The 19,206-nt window shown below is 68.6% G+C and carries 22 protein-coding genes; 3 read left to right on the top strand and 19 right to left on the bottom strand.

Going from position 1 to position 19,206, the window contains the following annotated elements; all coding sequences use genetic code 11:
- Positions 1–114 precede the first annotated feature (114 nt).
- From VFB33_14665 to rpsT, 3 genes are read left to right on the top strand one after another with little or no spacing between them, the layout of a single operon-like run.
- Complete coding sequence (locus VFB33_14665) at positions 115–777, top strand: alpha/beta fold hydrolase (protein ID HZO82937.1); 663 nt, start codon at positions 115–117, stop codon at positions 775–777.
- Between the two features lie 24 nt (positions 778–801).
- Positions 802–1,614: a nucleoside triphosphate pyrophosphohydrolase gene (gene mazG / locus VFB33_14660; GenBank protein HZO82936.1), complete on the top strand. Its 813-nt coding sequence runs from the start codon at positions 802–804 to the stop codon at positions 1,612–1,614.
- 60 nt (positions 1,615–1,674) lie between these two features.
- Positions 1,675–1,965, top strand: coding sequence for a 30S ribosomal protein S20 (gene rpsT, locus VFB33_14655; protein ID HZO82935.1), 291 nt, complete (start codon positions 1,675–1,677; stop codon positions 1,963–1,965).
- A gap of 151 nt (positions 1,966–2,116) precedes the next feature.
- Here rpsT and VFB33_14650 read toward each other — a convergent pair whose 3' ends face one another.
- The 19 genes from VFB33_14650 to VFB33_14560 all read right to left on the bottom strand — a co-directional run bounded on the left by VFB33_14650 (position 2,117) and on the right by VFB33_14560 (position 19,155).
- Positions 2,117–3,193 (bottom strand): hypothetical protein, encoded by a 1,077-nt coding sequence (locus tag VFB33_14650; GenBank protein ID HZO82934.1) that lies wholly within the window; start codon positions 3,191–3,193, stop codon positions 2,117–2,119.
- 47 nt (positions 3,194–3,240) lie between these two features.
- A complete protein-coding gene (locus tag VFB33_14645; protein HZO82933.1) occupies positions 3,241–3,801 on the bottom strand; it encodes an LptE family protein in 561 nt (186 codons plus the stop codon).
- Positions 3,802–3,817: 16 nt separating this feature from the next.
- Positions 3,818–4,264, bottom strand: a complete 447-nt coding sequence (gene nusB / locus VFB33_14640) for a transcription antitermination factor NusB (GenBank protein ID HZO82932.1) — start codon at positions 4,262–4,264, stop codon at positions 3,818–3,820.
- Between the two features lie 95 nt (positions 4,265–4,359).
- The gene (gene ribA, locus VFB33_14635) at positions 4,360–5,577 is read right to left on the bottom strand and encodes a GTP cyclohydrolase II (GenBank protein HZO82931.1); all 1,218 of its coding nucleotides are present in this window, start codon (positions 5,575–5,577) and stop codon (positions 4,360–4,362) included.
- Between the two features lie 24 nt (positions 5,578–5,601).
- Positions 5,602–6,750 (bottom strand): bifunctional diaminohydroxyphosphoribosylaminopyrimidine deaminase/5-amino-6-(5-phosphoribosylamino)uracil reductase RibD, encoded by a 1,149-nt coding sequence (gene ribD / locus VFB33_14630; GenBank protein ID HZO82930.1) that lies wholly within the window; start codon positions 6,748–6,750, stop codon positions 5,602–5,604.
- Between the two features lie 6 nt (positions 6,751–6,756).
- Complete coding sequence (gene nrdR / locus VFB33_14625; protein ID HZO82929.1) at positions 6,757–7,275, bottom strand: transcriptional regulator NrdR; 519 nt, start codon at positions 7,273–7,275, stop codon at positions 6,757–6,759.
- Positions 7,276–7,539: 264 nt separating this feature from the next.
- Complete coding sequence (acpP, locus tag VFB33_14620; protein HZO82928.1) at positions 7,540–7,779, bottom strand: acyl carrier protein; 240 nt, start codon at positions 7,777–7,779, stop codon at positions 7,540–7,542.
- 298 nt (positions 7,780–8,077) lie between these two features.
- Positions 8,078–9,025, bottom strand: a complete 948-nt coding sequence (fabD, locus tag VFB33_14615; protein ID HZO82927.1) for an ACP S-malonyltransferase — start codon at positions 9,023–9,025, stop codon at positions 8,078–8,080.
- A gap of 34 nt (positions 9,026–9,059) precedes the next feature.
- Positions 9,060–10,427: a phosphate acyltransferase PlsX gene (gene plsX / locus VFB33_14610; GenBank protein ID HZO82926.1), complete on the bottom strand. Its 1,368-nt coding sequence runs from the start codon at positions 10,425–10,427 to the stop codon at positions 9,060–9,062.
- Positions 10,428–10,445: 18 nt separating this feature from the next.
- On the bottom strand, positions 10,446–10,625 hold the full coding sequence (gene rpmF / locus VFB33_14605) for a 50S ribosomal protein L32 (GenBank protein HZO82925.1): 180 nt from the start codon (positions 10,623–10,625) through the stop codon (positions 10,446–10,448).
- 40 nt (positions 10,626–10,665) lie between these two features.
- Positions 10,666–11,202 (bottom strand): DUF177 domain-containing protein, encoded by a 537-nt coding sequence (locus tag VFB33_14600; GenBank protein HZO82924.1) that lies wholly within the window; start codon positions 11,200–11,202, stop codon positions 10,666–10,668.
- A 78-nt stretch (positions 11,203–11,280) separates the two neighbouring features.
- The gene (gene nth / locus VFB33_14595) at positions 11,281–12,012 is read right to left on the bottom strand and encodes an endonuclease III (protein HZO82923.1); all 732 of its coding nucleotides are present in this window, start codon (positions 12,010–12,012) and stop codon (positions 11,281–11,283) included.
- A gap of 12 nt (positions 12,013–12,024) precedes the next feature.
- Entirely contained in the window at positions 12,025–13,668 is a 1,644-nt protein-coding gene (locus VFB33_14590; protein ID HZO82922.1) for a glycerol-3-phosphate dehydrogenase/oxidase, read from the bottom strand.
- Positions 13,669–13,788: 120 nt separating this feature from the next.
- Positions 13,789–14,394 (bottom strand): sulfite oxidase-like oxidoreductase, encoded by a 606-nt coding sequence (locus VFB33_14585; GenBank protein ID HZO82921.1) that lies wholly within the window; start codon positions 14,392–14,394, stop codon positions 13,789–13,791.
- Positions 14,395–14,440: 46 nt separating this feature from the next.
- Positions 14,441–15,475 (bottom strand): isocitrate/isopropylmalate dehydrogenase family protein, encoded by a 1,035-nt coding sequence (locus VFB33_14580; GenBank protein ID HZO82920.1) that lies wholly within the window; start codon positions 15,473–15,475, stop codon positions 14,441–14,443.
- 45 nt (positions 15,476–15,520) lie between these two features.
- Positions 15,521–16,867: a DUF4147 domain-containing protein gene (locus VFB33_14575; protein ID HZO82919.1), complete on the bottom strand. Its 1,347-nt coding sequence runs from the start codon at positions 16,865–16,867 to the stop codon at positions 15,521–15,523.
- Positions 16,868–16,871: 4 nt separating this feature from the next.
- Positions 16,872–17,579 carry a ribose-5-phosphate isomerase RpiA gene (gene rpiA / locus VFB33_14570; protein HZO82918.1) on the bottom strand — a complete coding sequence of 236 codons (708 nt, stop codon included), beginning with the start codon at positions 17,577–17,579 and terminating at the stop codon, positions 16,872–16,874.
- A 42-nt stretch (positions 17,580–17,621) separates the two neighbouring features.
- A complete protein-coding gene (folE, locus tag VFB33_14565) occupies positions 17,622–18,263 on the bottom strand; it encodes a GTP cyclohydrolase I FolE (protein HZO82917.1) in 642 nt (213 codons plus the stop codon).
- On the bottom strand, positions 18,238–19,155 hold the full coding sequence (locus VFB33_14560; GenBank protein ID HZO82916.1) for a methylenetetrahydrofolate reductase: 918 nt from the start codon (positions 19,153–19,155) through the stop codon (positions 18,238–18,240). Before VFB33_14560 ends, folE begins: the two co-directional genes overlap by 26 nt.
- Between the last annotated feature and the right edge of the window lie 51 nt (positions 19,156–19,206).

The raw sequence follows: 19,206 nt of genomic DNA, 5'->3' as shown, positions 1-19,206 counted from the left end.
CAGCTAAGATAGCCCGTGCGCGAACAGTTCTGAACAAATGCGGCGCGGCGGAACTGGCAGCGCTCGACGGCGGCGGTCTATGATGCGCCTGTAGCGCGCCGAGGAGGCTTCGCCATGGACCTGATTCACGCCATCTTCGAGCCGGCGGGTGATGGCCCGCATCCCGCCATCCTGGCGATGCACGGATGGGGCTCGAGCGCGCTCGACCTCCTGGGCCTCGCGCCGTACGTCGCCGACGGGCGCTGTCTGATGCTGTGTCCGCAGGGACCGGTCGAAGTCGCGATCGGCGCGGTCAACGGCTACGGATGGTATCAGTTGCGGATGGGCGCGCCGCCCGATCTCGAAGCGATGGGCGCCGCGGCCGAACGGCTGATTCGCTTCGTTGAGGCGGCGGTCGAACGCTACCCGATCGATCGGCGCAAGCTGGTGGTGATGGGTTTCAGCCAGGGCGGCGTGATGGCCTACAACCTGGCCCTGCGCTACCCTGAGCGGTTTGCCGCGCTCGCCGCGCTTTCGACCTGGTTTCCGCAGGAACTGGCGGAGTATGCGCGCAATCCCGAGGCGCTTGCGCAGATGCCGGCCCTGGTCCAGCACGGGCGCGCCGACGACATGATCGACATCACTCGCGCGCGCCAGTCGGTCGAACGGCTGCGCGCGCTCAAGTTGCCCCTTGCCTACCGCGAGTACGACTGCGGCCACGAGATTACAGTGGACGGCATCCGCGACCTTTCCCGGTTCCTGCTCGACAAAGTCGTGCAGCCGCTGATCACGCTCTAGGGAACAGCGGAAGCAGTTGAGCAGATGGGCGACGCGCCGACTCGCAAGGCCGCCCAAGAATTTCTCGCACTGCTGAAGGTGGTGCGGGAGCTTCGGCGCAAGTGCCCATGGGATCGCGAGCAGACGCTCGCAAGCTCGTCGAGGCATCTGCTCGAAGAGGCCTACGAGACCGTGGGCGCCATCGAGGACGGCAGCGATCGCGAACTGATCGACGAGCTCGGCGATCTACTGGTCCAGGTGCTGTTCGCCGCGAACATCGCGGAAGAGGCCGACCGGCTGAGCATCGCGGCGATGCTGGTACACGCGCGTGACAAGCTCGTGCGGCGCCATCCGCACGTCTATGCCGGTGCTCCGGCGGCCAGCGCGGACGAGGTCATCGCGCGATGGAACCAGCTCAAACGCGACGAGCGCGCCGCCGCGGGCGCGCAGTCGGCGCTCGAGGGCGTCGCGCGCGCGCTGCCGGCGCTGACACGCGCGCAGAAGCTGGGCGCGCGGGCGCGCGAGGCCGGGATGGACTGGCCTGACGCGGCGGCGGTGCTCGACAAGGTCGCCGAGGAGCTCCAAGAGGCGCGCGCGGCGCTTGAGCGCGGCGAGCGCGAGGGCGCGGCGGAGGAGCTGGGCGACGCGCTGCTGGCGCTCGCCAATGCGCCGCGCTTTATCGGGCACGACGCCGAAGCGACCCTGCGCCGGGCCTGCGATAAGTTCGTCGAACGCTTCAAGACGGTCGAACGTATCGCGGCCGAGCGCAAGCTCGCGCTGCCGGCGCTTGCGCCCGATGAAATGGAGCGACTGTGGCAGGAAGCCAAGCGGCGCGCGCGCGGCGGCGCAGCGGATTGACGATCCTCGGCCGCAGGCCGTATTGACCGGGCCGCGCGCCGCTGTTAGCTAGATCGGGTCATGCCACATATTCCCGTTCATCCGTCGGCCGAAAAGCGCCATCGTCAGAGCCTCAAGCGCTACGAGCGCAACCGCGCGATCAAGAGCCGCGTGCACACTGCGGTGAAGCAGGCCGCTAAAGCGATCGAAGCCGCCGACGCGCAGGCCGCCGAGCTCGAGTTGCGCAAGGCAACGAGCGCCCTCTATAAGGCCGCCAGCAAGGGCACCCTGCATCGCAATACCGTCGCACGCAAGGTCGCACGGCTCTCGCGCGCGCTCCATCGCAATCATCACGCCGCCGCCAAGGCCTGAACGGCGGCACAGCAGTTCTTGCCCCTCCATGCCCGCTAGATAGCTAGGGCGCCTGCGGCGCCCCGCTGCCTCAAAAGTGCTCCTGCGCTGGCAGTCCGTGCGCCGGCCGGCGAGAGAAACCGCCCGCACATGCACCGCACGAATATCCTCCTTAAGCAGCCGTGGCCGAAACAAACAGCTCGAGCAGCAACGCGGCGAGTGCCTCGGAGCGCGCCTTGAAACGGCCGTTCTTGAAGCCGGCGTCCAGGTCGGCCGCCTTCCGATAGGCCGCGCTCAGACGGGCGAGGCCGAAGCGGCGCGCGCCCTCGATCGCGCGCTGGGCGAGCGGACTTGCCGGCGAAAACCCGAGCGCCGCGGCGATCTGCGCCGCGCTCTGGCGCTGCGCCGCCATCGTGACCGCCAGCATCATCCGCCGCATCAGCGGAATTATTTCCACCGAGAGCAATTCGAGCGGATCGCGGCCGACTGCGAGCGCGCGTTGGAGAATCGTAAACGCCGCCGACGCGCGCCCGCTGGAGATCGCTTCGGCAAGGTCGAACACTTCGGGTATCCGGGCGGCTGCCGGTTCGACCAGGTCGTCGGCCTTCAGGGTAGCCCCGGGCTCGCAGCGGATCGCCGCCTTGGCCAGCGTGTTGGCGATTGCCGCCAAATCGCCCGCGTGGCGCGAGACGAGGAGGTCGGCAACGCCGGACGCCAGCCGCAGCTGCGCGTCGCGGGCAAACGCTTCGGCGTACTGCGCAAGTTGGTTGTCGAACGGGCGCAGGCAATTGATGTGAAGGCCGTTGCGTTCGACCGCGCGGCGAATCCGCGCGGGCGCTGAGTCGCGATCGTAGAGCACCACCAGCGCGCTCGGCGGCCGCATCGCTTCGAGCGCCTCGGCCAGGGCCGCTTCGCCGCCCGCGACGCCTCCGCGTCCGCCGCCACCGTCGGCAGCCTCATCCTCTTCGCTCTCGCCGCCTCCGCGATGCGAGCGCAGGACGCGGCAGGCGACCATCCGCACAGGCGCGAACAGGTCGGCCTCGCGCAATTCGGCGAGCACTTGCCCGAAGCCGTCGCCGCCGCCGACCTGGAAGCCTCGGTAGCGCATCCCGCGGCCGAGCAGCCGCCGGCGCACGCTGTCGAAAAGGTACTCGCGCAGAAAGGCCTGCGGCCCGCTGATCACGATCGCCGCGGCGAGCGACGCGCGCTCGCCCGCACGCAGCACCGCCAGCGCCGTCTCAACCGCCATCGCCTACCGTTGCCGCAGCGCGAGCACGCTCCCCGGCCGCGTGCGCGCTAGAAGCCCTCGGACATCGAGGCGTAAATCTCCTTCGCCATGTGGGTCATCATCTGTTGGCGCGAAAACCCCTGCTGGGTCTGTGCCACCTGGAGATCGGGAAGTTTGGCGATATCCTGCGAGCGCATGTTCTGCTGGAGAAACTCGGGCGAGGTGGTGATAACCGTGGAAGAAACGGTGGGAAACTGATCGTAGCTGTTGATCACATTGCTCCACAGAACCTGCTTGCTTTTGCGATCGCTCAATTGGGCCTGGACGACCATGAACTGCTGATAGATGCTCGCCTCCAAGGCGCCGTTGAAGCCCACCGGCATCGTGTCCACGCGCAGGATGCTGCCCGAGAGCACGAGGTCGGCCTGCTTGGGATCATCGACCAACTGCAGGCGCTTGTGCTCGGCGACCTCGTCCTTGAGGTAGCGCATGAACTCGTCGTTGACGCCGGTAAAGCGCGAGGTGTTGCTGAAGTGGGCGACGTAGATGGTCTTGGAATCCTTGGGCAATCCGCTGCCCGAGGCGGCGAACTGGTAGCCGCAGCCCGCCAGCCACAACGCACCCAGCATCCATCCTAATGCGCAGCTAATCCGCCTTCCCAACGTCCCGCTCCTCGCCTTTGTGCCTCAGATGCAGACGCTCGGCCAGCTCGTCGAGCACGCCGTTGACGAAACGCCCCGATTCCTGGTCGCCGTAGCGCTTGGCCAGCTCGATCGCCTCGTCCATCGTGACCCGCGCCGGAATATCTCCCATCCACAGCAGCTCGTAGAGCGCGATACGCAGAATGTTGTGATCGACGCGCGACAGCCGTCCGATCGACCAATGCTCCAGGACGTCAGCAAGATGGCGATCGAGCGCTGCATGCTCGCGCTCGACGCCCTCGACCAGTTGCGCGGCGAACTTGCGCGCGCGCTCGTCAGCCTCGAAGCTCTCGAACAGCAGGAGCAAATCCTCGCGCGACGCGCCGCCGCGAATATCGATCTGATAAAGGGCCTTGAGCGCAAGCTCACGCCCCAGATGTCTAAGTCCCATGGCCTTGAAACCGCCGGCCCCTGACCGCTCCGCCTGCGCTCGAGCGTCCGCGAAGCGGCCGCCGAAAGCGCCGGGCGCATCGCGGGATACGCGCTTTACGTGATGACCTTCAGCCTGGAGAAGAGATGGCCGAGCTTCTCCTTCTTGGTGCGCAGATATTCGATATTACCCTGGTGCGGCGTGACTTCGAGCGGTACGCGGCTTACGCGCACGCCGTAGCGCTGGAGGCTTTCGATCTTGTGCGGATTGTTGGTCAACAGGCGCGCCTCGCCGACTCCGAGGTCGCGCAGAATCTGCGCTCCGATACCATAATCGCGCAGGTCCTCCTTGAAGCCGAGCTGCAGATTAGCCTCGACCGTGTCGAGCCCCTGGTCCTGGAGCGCGTAGGCCTTGATCTTGTTGCCCAGCCCGATGCCGCGTCCCTCCTGATGAAGGTAGATGATCACTCCGGCATCGGCGGCCATGATCCGTTCGAGCGACTCGCGCAGCTGCTCACCGCAGTCGCAGCGGCTTGAGCCGAACACGTCGCCGGTCAGGCATTGCGAATGGAGCCGGACCAGCGCCGGGCGCCCGCCGCCGACGTTGCCCTTGACCAGCGCCAGATGCTCGCGGCCGTCAACCGTGCTGCGGAAGACCACCGCCTTGCACTCGCCGCCGTCGAGCGAAAAGTCGAGGTCAGCAACCCGCTGGACCAGCAGCTCGCTGGTCAACCGGTACGACACGAGGTCCTTGATGAACACGATCGGCAGCGAGTGAGTCTCGGCGAATTCGCGCAGCTCGGGCAGCGAGGCCGCTTCTCCGTCCTCGCGCAGGATCGCGCACAGGGCCGCGCACGGACGCATCCCGGCCGCCCGCATCAGATCCACCGCGCCCTCGGCCCGTCCCAGCCGCATCATCACGCCGCCGCTCAGCGCCATCAACGGCAGCACGTGCCCGGGCATCACGATATCCTGCGGCCCGCTCTTGTCCGAGGCCAGCACTGCGATGGTGCGCGCGCGATCGTGGGCGGAAATTCCAGTCGTGACACCCTCGCGCGCCTCGACCAGCACGCCGGCCTGCTCGGCGACGGCCTCGCCTTGCAGCGGGGTGACCAGCGGGATACCCAGCTCGCGCATCCGGCGCTCGGTCAGCGCGACCGAGACCACGCCGCGCGCGTTGCGCGCCATGAAGTTGATGTGATCGGGCGTGACCTTTTCGCCCGCCATCACAAGGTCGCCGCCTGCCTCTTCGCCGTCCTCGAGCACCATCACCATCATCTGGGCGGCGCGGATGCGGCTGAAGATTTCCTCCAGCGGTTTGGACGACACGGTCATCGATTTAACCGAAGCGGGAGTTTATCACCGCCTGCGCGTACTGACCAGCCGCCCGCCACACGCGCGCGCCGGCCTCGGCGCGCCCTCGAATAGCCAGTCGTCGCCGACCCGCCGCGCGGCGAGCGCGCGCAGCCGAATCGCCTCGCGCATCCGCCGCGCGCAGATTCCCTCGATCGCGGGGAGCCCCGCGCCGACCAGCAGCGGCGCGACGAAGAAAGCGATCCGATCGACGATGCCCGCGCGCAGCGCGGCGCCGGCCAGATGCGCGCCGCCCTCGATCAGCAGCTTCGACCATCCGCGGCCCGCCAGCTCGCGCATCAGGGCGCACAAATCGATCTCGCCGCCGCGCGCACGCACGCCCAGAACCTCGACCCGCGCCCCCGCGTAACGCCGCCGCGCGCGGGCTGCATTGGCGCGCGTCGTAACCAGCAGCGTAGGGGCCTCCGAGCGCTGGCGGAAAACCCGCGCGCCCGGGGGACATCGCAGCCGCGCATCAACGATGACCCGCGCCGGGTCACGGCCCCCCGCAATCCGGCATGTCAGCCGCGGGTCGTCGGCGAGCACGGTTCCCGCGCCGACCATCACTGCATCCGCCTCGCGGCGCCACCGATGGACCAGCGCGCGCGAGGCGGCCGAGCTGATCCAGCGCGAGTCGCCCGAGGCGGCCGTGATCCGCCCGTCGAGCGAAAGCGCCAGCTTGAGCGTAACGAAAGGCCGCCCGCGGGTCACCCGCGTGATGAAGCCCTCGTTGAGCCGCCGGCATTCCTCGGCAAGGACATTTGTGGTGACCTCGATTCCCGCCGCGCGCAGGATTGCGATTCCGCGTCCGCGGACCGGCGGGTAGGGATCCGTACATCCGACGACGACCCGCGACACTCCGGCGGCCACTAGCGCCGCCGCGCACGGTGGCGTGCGCCCGCGATGCGCGCAGGGCTCGAATGACACATAGGCCGTAGCTCCACGGGCGCGCGCGCCCGCGCGCCGCAACGCCACCGTCTCGGCATGGGGGCGGCCGCCCGCCGCGGTCGCTCCCTGCCCCACGAGCCGTCCGCCGCGCACGATCACGCATCCCACCGCCGGGTTGGGCGAAGTCAGCCCCACCATCCGGCGCGCCAATGCGAGCGCGCGGCGCATGTAGCGCTCGTCGATTTCGATGGGCCGGGCGCGGCGCACGTCGGTCTAGGAAATCGGTTCTTTCTTGTCATGCGCCGCCGGCGAGGCGGGCGCGGCCCCGGCGGTTTGCTTGCGCAGTCGGATCAGCTCCTCGAGTTCATGCATGAATTCGTCGATGTCCTTGAACGAACGATAGACCGAAGCGAAGCGGACGTAGGCGACCTGGTCAACGTTATGCAGTTCGTTCATCACCGCGCTGCCGATGAACGAGCTGGGGACCTCGCGCCCGCCCTGCTCTGCAACCGCAGCCTCGATGCGGTCGGCAATCTGCTCGATGGTTTCCATCGACACCGGGCGCTTTTCGCACGCCTTCTTGAGTCCGGCAACGATCTTGGCGCGATCGAAAGGCTCGCGACGGCTGTCCTTCTTGACGACCATCGGTGCCGATTCCTCGATCCGCTCGTAAGTCGTGAAGCGGCGCTTGCACGATGAGCAGATGCGCCGGCGCCGAATCGCGACGCCGTCGCCCGAGAGCCGCGAGTCCACCACACGGTTGCCGCGATGGCGGCAAAACGGGCACCTCATGGCTCGATCTTGGTGCCGCCACGCGATCGGCAGTGGTCATGAGCAACCGACTGCCGAACACATCGCAATCCCGGCGGCCGGGCCAAAACGCGCCGCAGCGGCAAGCCCTCCGCCGGGCCTATCCGGCAGCGGACGGCGTGTGTGAGGAAATTTCTGCGTGAGGCTTGCCTGCCGCCGCCGGCGTCGGTCGCGCGCCGCAACGGCGTTGCGGTCCGTGCGCACGGGCAGCGGCACGGCGAAGGCAGGCTTTGCAGGTACTGCGGCTCAGGCTTTGTGAGCCTCGATGTAGTTGACAACGTCCTTGACGGTGCGGATTTTCTCGGCGTCCTCGTCCGAGATCTCCATCCCGTACTCCTCCTCCAACGCCATCACCAGCTCGACGATATCCAGCGAGTCCGCCCCGAGGTCCTCGATAAACGACGCATCCGGAGTCACTTCGTCAGCGGACACACCGAGCTGCTCGCTGATTATCTCGCGAACCTTGGTTTCGACTTCTCCAGCCATCGCTATTTGCTTTCCTCCTGCCGGCCTGCGCCGCGGCGCGCGCCGGAAACTCTGTGTTGTTCAGCGCGGCGCATCCAACCCTGCCGCCCCCGGGCTGCCGATCACCCCTCGAGGTTTCTCCCGGCTGCCGATATTACAGCGCAGCTTAAGGAGTTAACCCCGACTAGGCAAGTTGGGATGCCGTCGGGCCGGGTGGCCGGCGTACGCCGGTTTGGGGCACTTTGCCTGATAGGGGGGCGTCGCGCAACGCTCCCGCCGCCCGGCACCGTTGGCTCTCCACATCTGCCACTTTGGCCCCTCAGGCCACGGGTTCAGCGACAGCCTGACCGGCGGCACGCAGCGAGGTGGGGTCTTCGACCGGCCAGACCTTGAAGCCCTTGTTGATCCGGCGCATCAGGCCTGCCAGCACCCGCCCGGCGCCGAACTCCACCGCGCTAATTGCGCCCGTCGCGGCCAGCCGCCCCATCGATTCCTCCCAGCGCACGGGCGCGGTTATCTGGGCGAGCAACAGCGGCTTGATTTGGGCCGGGTCGCTATTGATCTCCGCGGTGACGTTGGCGATCACGGGAAAACGCGGCGGCCGTACGTCGAGCGCTGCAATTACGGGTTCCATCCCGACGCGCGCCGGCTCCATCAGCGGACAATGGAACGGCGCGCTCACCTTGAGCTCGACCGACATCGCGGCTCCGCGCGCCCGGGCGATTTCGATCGCGCGCCGCACCGCGCCGACATGGCCGGCGATTACGATCTGGCCCGGCGCGTTGAGGTTGGCGGGCACCGCGAGCTCGCCGCCGCCCGTGACCTCCTCGCAAATCGCCTTGACCGCCGCAAGATCGAGCCCGATCAGCGCCGCCATCGAGCCCTCTCCGGGCGGGCATGCCTCCTGCATCAGGCGCCCGCGCTCGCGCACCGCGCGCAACGCCGCTGGGAAATCCAGTGCGCCCGCCGCGACCAGCGCCGTGTATTCGCCCAGGCTGTGGCCTGCGGCAACTTCGGGCGTCACCCCGTACTCGGCCTCGAAAGCGCGCAACGCGGCAATCGAGGTTGCCAAGATTGCCGGTTGGGTGTTGGTGGTGAGCCGCAGCTCCTCTTCCGGCCCTTCGAAGCACAGGCGTGACAGGCGCATGTCGAGCGCCTCGTCAGCCTCGTCGAAGGCGAGACGCGCCGCGGCAAACTCCCGCGTCAGCTCGGCACCCATCCCGACACGCTGCGCGCCCTGTCCGGGAAAGAGAAATGCGACCTTCATAAGCGTCTATCCCCGATGGTTGCGGGTTGGATAGTCAGGACGGATCGGGCTTGCGCGCCTGATCAGCGCCCGGCTCGGCGTGGCCGATCTCGTCGCGGTGTCCGCGGCCGGCTTCATCCGCCGGCCGCACCCCGTTGAGCGATGGCACCGCATTCGAAAGCATCGCCTCTGACGGCCGGGACGCAGCCGCGGGCTCGGAGTGCGCGGCCGTAAAGTCGGGCACCGCAGGCGGCGGAGATGAGGCCGGCGTCTGCGGCGGCAGGTGAGCGCCGCCTGTGCCGGCGGCGGATGGCACTGACTGGCCTTGTCCTTCGCGCAGCTCGCGCGGATGGCGATGCAGGCGCTCGCGCATCCGCGCCATGATCGCGCGGAAGCCCTTACCCGCGGGCTTGGCGGGCGCGCCCCCCGAAACGCGCGCCAGAGTCTCGACTATCTCGGCGTTGACGCGCTCGACCAGTGCCTCGTTGGCGGCGGCGCGGATGGCGTTGCGGATCGCGCGCGGACTCGACGAGCCGTGGGCGATAATCGCCACCCCGTTCAGCCCGAGCAGCGGCGCGCCGCCGTACTCGGCCGGGTCGAGCCGCTCGCGGATCGCGCCCAGGCGCTTGCGAATGAGCAGATAGGCGATTCGGCCGAGCCCCACGCTGAACACGTCGCGCAGGTTGCCGAGCAGAAAGGCCGCAAACCCTTCCATCGTCTTGAGCGCAACGTTGCCGGTGAAGCCGTCGGTGACGACGACGTCGGCCTTGGCGCGGTTGATGTCGCGCCCTTCGACGTAGCCGATGTAGTTCACCGAGTCCCCCATCGCACGCAGCGTCGCTGCCGCCGCGCGCGTCAGGTCGGTGCCCTTGGAGTCCTCTTCGCCGTTGGCTAGGACGCCGACGCGGGGGTTGCCGATCGAGCGCACGCGATGGGCGTAGATGCTGCCCATCACGGCGAACTGCACCAGGTTGAGCGACTTGACCTCGGTGTTGGCGCCGGCATCGATAAGCAGGGCAAGGCCGTCGCTTGCGGGTACCAGCGAAGCGATCGCCGGACGATCGACGCCGGGCAGCGTGCCGAGCACCATGATCGCGGCCGCCATCACGGCGCCCGAATTGCCCGCGCTGACGAAGGCGCGCGCGTTGCCGCGCTTGACCAGCTCCAATCCGATATGGATCGACGATTGCGGCTTGCCAAGCGCCGACTCCATCGGGCTCTCGTCCATCCCGACGTGCTCTGGTGCATGCTCGATACTGATCGCGAGGCCAGCAGTGGCATGCTCGGCGAGCTCGCGCGCCAGCAGCTCGCGGTTGCCGACCAGGACGACCTCGACACCGAAGTCGCGCGCAGCAAGGACCGCCCCTTCGACGGTCGCCTTGGGGGCGAGGTCGCCCCCCATCGCGTCCAGCGCGATTTTCACGCGCCCTCGGGGCGCCGCCTACTCGGCGGCTTCGGTTAGCTGGCGTCCGCGATAGGCGCCGCAGTGATGGCAGACGCGATGCGGCAGGGTGGGCTCGCCGCACTGCGAGCAGGATATGGGGTTGGCGGCGCGCAGCGCGTCATGGGCCCGGCGCTTGTTGCGCTTGGACTTCGAGGTGCGACGCTTGGGTGCTTGCATGGTAGTTGCCCTTTTGGGTTTGAAATTGGTGTGTGCGGCGTCAGGAGCGCTCGACCTTGAGCGCACGCAGCACGGCCAGGCGCGGATCGAGCGCTTCACTCTCGCATCCGCACCTGTAAAGGTTTAGGTTGGTCCCGCAGCGCGGGCACAGCCCCTGGCAATCTTCGCGGCAGAGCGCGCGGCTGGGCAGCGCGAGGATAAGCTGCTCGGTGATCAGCGGGGCGAGGTCGATTTCCTCCCCCTGGTAGAGCGAAAACTCCAGGTCCTCGCTGCGCAACCGGCCGTCGCCGTCGTCGCCGCCGGCGCGCGGCGCGAGCACGAAGCGGAAGGGACGGGCGCTGGGCGCGCTGAATTCTTCGGCGCAGCGCGCGCACGCGGCGACCATTGAGGCGCTCAGCTCACCTTCGAAGAACAGCTCCATCCCGGCGCGATAGTACGACAGCGTGACCGCGATCGGCCCGCCCACGCGATATTCATGCACCGGCCCCTCACCGAGCCGGCGGTTCACCTCGTCTTCGGGCTCGGCAAAAGAGATACGCCTGGCCTCGGCGGTTATTTCGTCGACCCGCAGTCTCACGTCGCTCTGCGCTCTTGAGTGTGACGCAATTATTACACGGGGCAGTGCCCGGTTAAATACACCTGTTGTTCGCTGCCGCTACGGCGCCGATGAGCGGGCGCTCGGAGCCCGCATCGCGCTGCGTACGGCCCTGGCTTTCCCTTTCCCCGTCGCCCGACCGTCTGCCACGCCGATTTGCGGGCAGTCGGCCGCCAGCTCACACGCCGCGCACCGGGGCGCCCGCGCGCCGCATACGGCGCGTCCATGGAGGATTAGACGCATCGAAAAGGCCGTCCATTCGGACGCCGGTAACAGAGCGCAGAGGTCGCGCTCGACTTTGTCCGGGTCGCCATGCCGGGTAAGTCCGAGCCTGCGCGCCAGCCTGCGCACATGCGTATCGACGACCATCCCGGGCTCGCCGAAGACGTGTCCGCGCACGACGTTGGCGGTCTTGCGGCCGACGCCAGGTAGCGTGAGCAGGTCCTCCATCCGCGACGGGACCTGACCTCCGAAGCGCTCGAGGATCGCTCGCGCGGTTGCCTGTAGCGCGCGTGCCTTCTGGCGGAAGAAGCCGGTTTTCACGATGAGCTCCTCAACCCGCGCGGCTGGTGCCGCGGCCATTGCGGCCACGTCCGGCAGTTCAGCGAACAGCCGGGGCGTGACCCGGTTGACGCGCTCGTCGGTACACTGGGCGGATAGAATCGTCGCCACGAGGCATTGCCAAGGCGTCGTGAAGTCGAGGCTGATGCGGGCCTCGGGATAAAGGCGGGCGAGCGCCGCGGCGATTCGTGCGGTGCGCTCGATCAGGGCCCGCTGTGACTCCCGCGCCATCGCAGCCGCTCGCTACGCCAGTCCGCGGCGATCCTGGCCCGGGTTGAGCACCGCCGCCTTAGGTCCCGGTACGCCCGCCGTATCACAGGCCGCCGCCTCGGTCTCCTGCCGCGCCCGATCCCATCCCAGCTCTGAGGCCATCAGGCGCGCCGTGGCGACCGCCGCCGCGCGCACGCATCGGGGATTGCGCCACGAAAGCGCAGTGCGCCGCACTATGAAGTCGGCAACCGAGGTCGCCATCTCGTAGCGCATAGCATAGACGGCTTCAGCCGCGGCGACCGCGCATCCGTCAGCGAGCGGCGCGGCCAGCTCCGGTGATTCGAACGCAATCCGCGCGACTATCGCGGCGCGGCTGCCGTAGCGTGCAACAATCGCCGCGCGCAAATCAGCGGGCAATGCGCCCAGCGCCCGGGTGGCGACCGCGCGGTCATCCCGGCCGTCAACCGACTCTTCATCCCGCAACGGGCGCGCGCCGGGCAGCGGCGTATCGCGCGTCGGCGAGCTTGGGCCGCCACGTCCGAGCACGCTCGCCACGCGGTTGACGACGCGCTCGGCGATCTCGCGATGGGTCGTGAGCTTGCCGCCACCGACGGAGATCAGCCCCGAGGCGCTCTCGACGATCACTTCCTCGCGCGAGACCGCCGACGGTGCTCGTCCGTCGCCCGCAGCGCCCAGCGCGCGCAATCCGGCGAAACCGGCGGCGACGTCTGCCGCGGCCAAATCCGTCTCGAGGCTTAGCTGCAGCACGTAAATCAGGTATGCGACGTCTGTTTCGTCCGTCGCGACGTGTTCGCGATCGCCGGCGAAGTCGGTGTCCGTGGTGCCGACCAGCACCGACAGCCCGTAGGGGATGACGAACACGATCCGGCCGGCGCCGTCGCTTAGCACCAGCGCCTGGCCCACGGGCAGGCGGGTGCGGTCGAATATCAGATGGACGCCCTTGGTCAGCCGAATAACCGGCGGGGCGGCAGGCGCGTCGAGCCGGCGCACGTCGTCGAGCCAGGGGCCGGCCGCGTTGATAAACACGCGCGCGCGCAACTCGAAGCTCGCACCGCCGAGCCGATCGCGCACGCCGGCTGCGCCAATCCGCGAACCGATGTGTGAGAACCCCTCAAGCGCGACATAGTTGGCGAGCGCCGCGCCGTGCCAGGCCGCGTCCAGCGCGTTCTCCAACGTAATCCGCGCGTCGTCGCCTTCGGCGTCGTAGTACGAGGCGCCCCCGACGAGCCCCTGTGAACGCAGGATCGGTTCCGCCGCAACCGTCGCCGCGCGGCTCAGGCTGCGATGGCGCTCGGCGCGCGGCGTGCGCGCGAAAAGATCGTAGAGCCAGAGCCCGGCGCCGAGAGCCAGGCGGCCGGGACCGCGCTCGCGATAGAGCGGGAAAAGGAACCGCAACGGTCTGACGAGATGCGGCGCGGTCAGACGGCGCAAACGTTCGCGCTCGGCGAGCGCCCTGCGGACGAGCCCCAGATGGCCCTGCGGGAGATAGCGCAGGCCGCCGTGGATCAGCTTGGAAGAACGTGAGGAGGTTGCGCCAGCGAAGTCGCCGCGCTCGATCAGCGCGACGCTCAGCCCCCGCATCGCCGCGTCGCGCGCGATCGCGGCGCCGTTGATCCCGCCGCCGATAACCGCGAGGTCGAAGCTCTCGCGGCCCATACGCACGATCTGCTCGTTGCGACTTAGCCGGCCGTCCGCGGGTCGTCTCCTCTAAACGGCAATCTGCCGGCGCCGCCGGGCACAATCGACTCGCGCGCCGCCGACGCTCATTGCGCCGCCTTACTCCTCGCCGTCCTCCTGGAAAGAGTAGCGCTCTTCCCTCCACGGATCGCCGTGATTGTGGTAGCCGCGCACTTCCCAGAAGCCACGCCGATCGCGCGGGGAGAACTCGATCCCGCGCACCCATTTGGCGCTCTTCCATCCGTAGAGCCTGGGCACCACCAGGCGCAGGGGCCATCCGTGGTCGGGCTCCAGGTCGCGCCCGTCGAGCCGCCAGGCCAGCATCACGTCGTCACCGCCAAACTCCGCGAGCGTCAAATTGGTGGTATAGCCGCCGTCGCAATGAACGATCACGAAGCGCGCCTCGGGTTTGGGCCCGACGCGCGCAAGCAGCTCGCGCACCTTCACGCCTTCCCATATGTTGTCCAGGCGCGACCAGGTAGTGACACAGTGGAAATCCGAAACCTGCCGGCTCATCGGCAACGCGCGCAGCTCGTCGAAACTCAGCCGCAACGGCTCCTCGACTGCGCCGAAGACGCGGAAGTCCCACTTCCGGCGGTCGAAGCGAGGGGTCGGTCCATAGCTCAGGACGGGAAATTTGTCCACCAGGGACTGACCCGGCGGAACGCGCTTTTCCAACTCGTCGGCTGCGAGCACCTTACCCATAGCGAAGATTCATAGCGGAGGCGGATCGCGCGGGAAAGAGCGCGCGCTACTTGAGCGCGCGAATCACCGCCGCCGCCACCTCCTCCGTATCGGCCTTCCCGCCAAGATCGCGCGTAAGCACGCGCCCTGCGCGCAGGACCGCGCCGACCGCGGCGCGAATCCGCTCGCCAGCGCGGCGATGGCCCAGGTAGTCAAGCAGCATCGCGCCGGTCAAGATCGCCGCTACGGGATTGGCGATGCCCTTGCCCGCGATATCGGGCGCGGTGCCGTGGACGGTCTCGAAAATCGCACCGTGCTCGCCGTAGTTCGCGCCGGGCACGACGCCCAGCCCGCCGACTAGTCCCGCACACAGGTCCGAGACGATGTCGCCGTAGAGGTTTTCCAGCAGGAGCACGTCGAAGCTGCGCGGGTCGGTCACCAGGCGCATGCAGGCGGCATCGACGATTTGCTCCTGATAGGCGATGTCGGGATAGTCGCGGGCGACGCGCTGGGCACACTTGAGGAACAGGCCGTCGGAGAGTTTCATGATGTTGGCCTTGTGGATCGCCGTCACCATCCGGCGTCGGTTGCGCCGCGCGTACTCGAAGGCGAAGCGCGCGATCCGGCTCGACGCGCGCGCGGTGATCACCTTGATGCTCTCGACCACGCCGGGCGCGACCTGGTGTTCGATGCCGGCGTAAAGGTCCTCGGTGTTCTCGCGAATCACGATCAGATCGACGCCGCGAAACGGCGTCGGCACGCCGGCCTGGCCCTTGACCGGGCGCAGGTTGGCGTAGAGGTCGAAGGCCTTGCGCAAATAGACGTTGATCGAACGGTAGCCCTCGCCCACGCGCGTTTCGAGCGGCCCCTTGAGCGCGACGCCGGTGCGCTTGAGCGAGGCGAGCAGCGACTCGGGCACCGGCGAGCCCCAGCGGCGCAGCGCGGCCGCGCCGGCAAGTTGATGGTCCCACTCGAGCTTCACGCCGGCGGCCTCGATCACCTTGACCGCCGCGCCGATAACCTCCGGCCCAATCCCGTCGCCGGGAATCAGCGTTACGCGCCGGCGCGGCTGCGCGCCGTTGCGTTCTGTCGCCTTAGCCATCCTTCCTCACCCTTGCTCCCGTAGAACCGCCCATGTGCTGGCCGCTCAATAGTTGACCAGTCCGATGAAGATGTCGGCGACGTTGGTGCCGGTCGGGCCGGTGAGCAGCAGATCGCCGAGCGCCGCAAACAGCGGGTAAGCGTCGTTGCGTGCGAGCGCTGCCGCCGGATCGAGGCCTGCCTCGCGTGCGCGCGCCACGGTGGTCGGCGAAACGAACGCGCCGGCGGCGTCAGTCGGGCCGTCGATTCCATCGGTGCCCGCGCATAGCGCCATGATCGCGCGCCCGGGCGCGAGCCGTTCCAGCTCCAGCGCCAGCGCGAGCGCCGCCTGCTGCGCCCGCCCTCCCCTGCCCGCGCCGCGCACCGTCACGACCGGCTCGCCGCCGGCGACTACGCAGGTGCGCGGGCGGGCAAGCGCCGTCAGGTGGGCGCCGAACGCGCGGCCGAGATCGTCGGCCCCGCCCAAAAGCTCGCGCCATCGATCGATCGCGTAGCCCGCCGCCGACGCAGCCTGCTCGACAGCCGCGAGCGCGGTGTGATTGTCGCCGATTATGAAGTTGTCAACCCGCGCGAGCAGCGGGTCGCCGCTCTTGAGCGTCTCGGCAAGCTCGCCGGCAGCGCCGCGCTCGAGCCGCTCGCGCACCGCCTCGGGCGCGCGGCCCCACAGGCCGCGGCGTTTAAGCACGCCGATCGCATCGCTAAACGTTGATGGATCGGCGGCGGTGGGACCCGAGCCGATCGTGGCGAGGTCGTTATGCGCGACGTCGGAAAGGACGAGCCCGAGCACGCGCACTCCGCCGGTCGCGCGCAGCAGCCCGCCGCCTTTTATTGCCGAGAGATGGCGGCGCACGATGTTGAGCTCGCGAATCGAGGCGCTCGAGCGGAGCAGCGCCGTGTTGATCGCGATCTTGTCCGCAAGCGTAAGCGGCGGCGCCGGCATCGCCATCAGCGACGACGCTCCGCCGCTGAGCGCCACTATCAGCAGGTCGTTCGCGCTCCCGCGCCGGGCAAGCTTCACCGCCGCCCGGGCGGCGCGCTGCGAGGAATCGTCGGGCACCGGATGCGCCGCGGCCAGCAATTGAACGCCCGCGGGCGGCGCGAAGTTGGCCGAGGTGGAATCCCCGGGAACGATCGCGAGCGCGTCCTCAAGCTTCGGGCCAAGGCGCGCGGCGATCTCGGCCGCCATCCCCACCGCCGCCTTGCCGACGGCGAGCAGGAAGATTCGCGAGGCCTGTGCCACGATTTGGGGCACTTGCCCGGCACCGGGCAGTGCGCCGTCGAGCGCGCGACCGACAAGACGGCCGGGCGCAGCGGCGGAAACCGCCGCCGCGTAGATGCGCGTGAGGTCGCGGCGGGCAAGCGAGCGGGCGTTGCGATAGGCGCCGGCAGCCATCGGGTCAGCGCCGGCGCGTCAGGGCCTTGATCCAGCCGTCCGGATAGGCGACCAGCACCACGCTGGCGATCCCGATGAACAGCCCGGTCCCGACCACGCCGGGAATCGCGAGCAACTCGCGCTCCAAGCGCGCGGCGCGGTTGATCCGCCCGGCGTCGCAATCGACAACGACGTTGCCGTTGTCGCTGAGAAACTCGCGCCCGTCAGCGCCGATCCGTACCGACGCCTTGAGCCCCATCTCGCGCATCCGGCGCATCGCGTAGTGCAGCGCGAACGGCACGACCTCGACCGGCAGCCGCCGGCGCTCGCCGAGATGCTCAACGAGCTTCTCCGCACCGACCAGGATCACCACCTTGCGCGAGGCGCAGGCGACGATTTTCTCGCGCACCAGCGCGCCGCCCCATCCCTTGACCAGGTTGAGCCGCGGATCGACTTCGTCGGCGCCGTCAACGTCGAGGTCGATCTTGCCGGTGCCGTCGAGCGCGACGATGTCGATGCCGAGTGAACGCGCCAGTTCGGCGCTCGCCCGCGAGGTTGGCACGCCATGCACTTTCGGACCGCGCTCGCCAAGCGCGCGGATAAAGGCCGAGGCCGCGCGCCCGGTGCCCAGGCCGATCGTCTGCCCCGCTCTTACGTAGCGCAGCGCATGGATGCCGAGCGCGTCGAGCACCTCGGGCGGGACGGGCTCAGTTCGGGAAGGCGACGGCCTCATTCATCAATTCGCGAGCTGCGCGGCGGACGCCGGCGCGCGGCGCTATTGCTTGCCGTTGCGCAGGAGATTCATGAACTCCTGGCGCGTTTCAAAATGGGTACGGAATACCCCCAGCATCGCCGAGGTGGTGACGTAGGAGTTCTGCTTCTCGACCCCGCGCATCCGCATGCACAGGTGCTCGGCTTCGAGCACCACGCCGACGCCCAGCGGCTCGAGCTCTTCCATCAAGGTCTGCGCGATCTGGGTGGTCAGCCGCTCCTGCACTTGGAGCCGGCGGGCGTAGATCTCGACCAGGCGCGCGAGCTTGGAAAGCCCGATGATCCGGCGGTTGGGCAGATAGGCGACGTGCGCTTTGCCGAAGAAGGGCAGCAGGTGATGCTCGCATAAGGAGTAGAAGTCGAGGTCCTTGCACAGGATGATCTCCTGGTAGTCATCCTCGGTGAAGAGCGCACCGTTGATCGCGACCTTGGGGTCTTCGCGGTAGCCGCGGGTGAGAAAGTCCAGCGCCTGCAGCACGCGGGCCGGCGTACGCTTGAGTCCCTCGCGGTCGGGGTCTTCGCCGATGCGGCGCAGGACGGTGCGCACCGCGTCCTCGACCTCGGCGCCCTCGGGGCGCGGCAGTTCGGCCGCCTGCCGGCGCGGTAAATGGGCGGGCAGTTCAAGCCTTGCTTTCCTGGCGCGCACCGGCCTCCTCCTGCCAGCGGCTGAACGCGAGCGCCAGCTCGATCGCCAGCGACGGTCCGCCGCCGCTCATTATGTTAAAACCTGCGGCCTCACCAGCCAACGAGCGCATCAGCTCCATGCTGGCGTCGATCGACGTCCGCCGCGCCTCCTCCTCGCTCAACCCCGCATAGCGGTCGAAGTGCGCATGCGCCGTGCTGAGGTCAGCAATGCGGTCCTTCAGGTAGGCCGCCATCGACTCGCGCTTGACCGGCAGCACGCCGAGAAGCACGCGCAGTCCCAGCCGCCGCGCGCGCCCAAGGAAGCGCCGCGCGACTTCGGCGTCGAAAACCGGCTGCGTGATCACGAACTCGGCGCCGGCCGCCGCCTTGCGTTCGAGCAACTCGAACTCGCGCTCGAGGTTCCTGCGATTGGGATTGGCGACCGCGCCGAGCGAGAAGGTCGGCAGGGTCTTGAGCAGGCGGCGCCCCTCGCCGGTGTCGCCGCGGCGCAGGTCGCCCATCGCGCCGAGCAGGCCGAACGGATCTAGATCGTGGACCGCGCGCGCGCCGCTGGGATCGTCGGCAAGCTTGTCGCCGGCCAGCGCAACCACGCCGTCTATCCCGAGTGCGCCGGCGCCGAGCAGATCGGCTTTCAGCGCGTAACGATTACGGTCGCGGCAGGAGAAATTGATCACCACCGCGATTCCGAGGCGCGCCTTGACCATCCCGCCGAAGACCAGCGGCGACATCTTGACCCGCCCCAGCGCGTTGTCCGCGAGGTTTATCGCATCGACGTGCCCGCGCAGCGCGGCGAGTTTGGACAACAGTGACTCGTAGGCGATCCCGCGCGGCGGCGCGACCTCCAGCCACAGCGCCGGCCTGCGCGCGTCCAGACGCTCGAGCAGGGCCGTCACGCCTCCCTCCGGCCACGGACGGTCGCGCACTCGATCGCAGCGGCGGCGGCG

The organism is Candidatus Binataceae bacterium (assembly GCA_035650475.1).
In the GTDB taxonomy this organism is placed as follows: Bacteria; Desulfobacterota; Binatia; order Binatales; family Binataceae; genus JAKAVN01.
The sequence above is the reverse complement of the archived record's forward strand: the minus strand, read 5'-3'. Positions and strand labels throughout refer to the sequence as shown.

Excerpts from the sequence above, each read along its gene's own strand:
- mazG (HZO82936.1), top strand. The coding sequence starts at position 802 with ATGGGCGACGCGCCGACTCGCAAGGCCGCCCAAGAATTTCTCGCACTG.
- rpmF (HZO82925.1), bottom strand. The coding sequence starts at position 10,625 with ATGCAAGCACCCAAGCGTCGCACCTCGAAGTCCAAGCGCAACAAGCGC.
- VFB33_14585 (HZO82921.1), bottom strand. The coding sequence starts at position 14,394 with ATGGGTAAGGTGCTCGCAGCCGACGAGTTGGAAAAGCGCGTTCCGCCG.
- fabD (HZO82927.1), bottom strand. The coding sequence starts at position 9,025 with ATGAAGGTCGCATTTCTCTTTCCCGGACAGGGCGCGCAGCGTGTCGGG.
- VFB33_14645 (HZO82933.1), bottom strand. The coding sequence starts at position 3,801 with ATGCTGGGTGCGTTGTGGCTGGCGGGCTGCGGCTACCAGTTCGCCGCC.
- acpP (HZO82928.1), bottom strand. The coding sequence starts at position 7,779 with ATGGCTGGAGAAGTCGAAACCAAGGTTCGCGAGATAATCAGCGAGCAG.
- VFB33_14580 (HZO82920.1), bottom strand. The coding sequence starts at position 15,475 with ATGGCTAAGGCGACAGAACGCAACGGCGCGCAGCCGCGCCGGCGCGTA.
- rpiA (HZO82918.1), bottom strand. The coding sequence starts at position 17,579 with ATGAGGCCGTCGCCTTCCCGAACTGAGCCCGTCCCGCCCGAGGTGCTC.
- VFB33_14575 (HZO82919.1), bottom strand. The coding sequence starts at position 16,867 with ATGGCTGCCGGCGCCTATCGCAACGCCCGCTCGCTTGCCCGCCGCGAC.
- rpsT (HZO82935.1), top strand. The coding sequence starts at position 1,675 with ATGCCACATATTCCCGTTCATCCGTCGGCCGAAAAGCGCCATCGTCAG.
- ribA (HZO82931.1), bottom strand. The coding sequence starts at position 5,577 with ATGACCGTGTCGTCCAAACCGCTGGAGGAAATCTTCAGCCGCATCCGC.
- nth (HZO82923.1), bottom strand. The coding sequence starts at position 12,012 with ATGGCGCGGGAGTCACAGCGGGCCCTGATCGAGCGCACCGCACGAATC.
- VFB33_14650 (HZO82934.1), bottom strand. The coding sequence starts at position 3,193 with ATGGCGGTTGAGACGGCGCTGGCGGTGCTGCGTGCGGGCGAGCGCGCG.
- VFB33_14665 (HZO82937.1), top strand. The coding sequence starts at position 115 with ATGGACCTGATTCACGCCATCTTCGAGCCGGCGGGTGATGGCCCGCAT.
- nusB (HZO82932.1), bottom strand. The coding sequence starts at position 4,264 with ATGGGACTTAGACATCTGGGGCGTGAGCTTGCGCTCAAGGCCCTTTAT.
- VFB33_14590 (HZO82922.1), bottom strand. The coding sequence starts at position 13,668 with ATGGGCCGCGAGAGCTTCGACCTCGCGGTTATCGGCGGCGGGATCAAC.
- nrdR (HZO82929.1), bottom strand. The coding sequence starts at position 7,275 with ATGAGGTGCCCGTTTTGCCGCCATCGCGGCAACCGTGTGGTGGACTCG.